At 38.2% G+C, this 573-nt stretch carries 1 protein-coding gene; it reads right to left on the bottom strand.

Going from position 1 to position 573, the window contains the following annotated elements; translation table 11 throughout:
• On the bottom strand, nt 1-553 hold a 553-nt coding region (locus AB4238_RS21980; protein ID WP_372035717.1), incomplete at its 3' end, for a hypothetical protein.
• Between the last annotated feature and the right edge of the window lie 20 nt (nt 554-573).

The following is a 573-nucleotide window of genomic DNA, read 5'->3' as shown; positions in this document are numbered from 1 at the left end:
ATTCACCAACTAGAAATTTAAACATCATTGGAGGTGAATCAAAATCAAGTAATTTTGCAAAAACAATAAGCCCTTCATGGCGAGTAAAAAGCATCACTCCGCCACCTCCATAACGCTTTTTACTTATATAACTCACTCTGTAAACATTAGAAAAGGTAGAATTCATAAATTTTATGTTCTGCGCTTTAGCGATAATCAGCTGGTATTCACTGTTTTCTATAAACATCGGCTTTTTTACATTACCATGCCTCTTGAGCTCACCAGCCCGCTCTCTACGATCGTACTCATCGAGGTCCTCTTTATTCAACTTAAATGCCCCATATCCAAGAAGATCCAACTGATGTACATTTGACTCTTCAAATGATGAACAAGTAGCGTCAATAACTGATCCGGCGCCGCTTAAAGTGCATAATCTATTTTCTTTCTCGATACTAATACTTAGCTCATGTTCTTTCCCAGTTATCGGATCCTGATAGACATAAACATGACTAAATACCTGTGTACAAAAAAATATTCCGACAATAAAAGTTAAAACTTTTTGCTTCTTGCCCATTTCAGCCCCCCCCCCCCCCC

The organism is Shewanella sp. 10N.286.45.A1 (assembly GCF_041470405.1).
Classification (GTDB): domain Bacteria; phylum Pseudomonadota; class Gammaproteobacteria; order Enterobacterales; family Shewanellaceae; genus Shewanella.
Note: the sequence above shows the minus strand (reverse complement) of the source record. Positions and strands in the feature narration are given on the sequence as shown.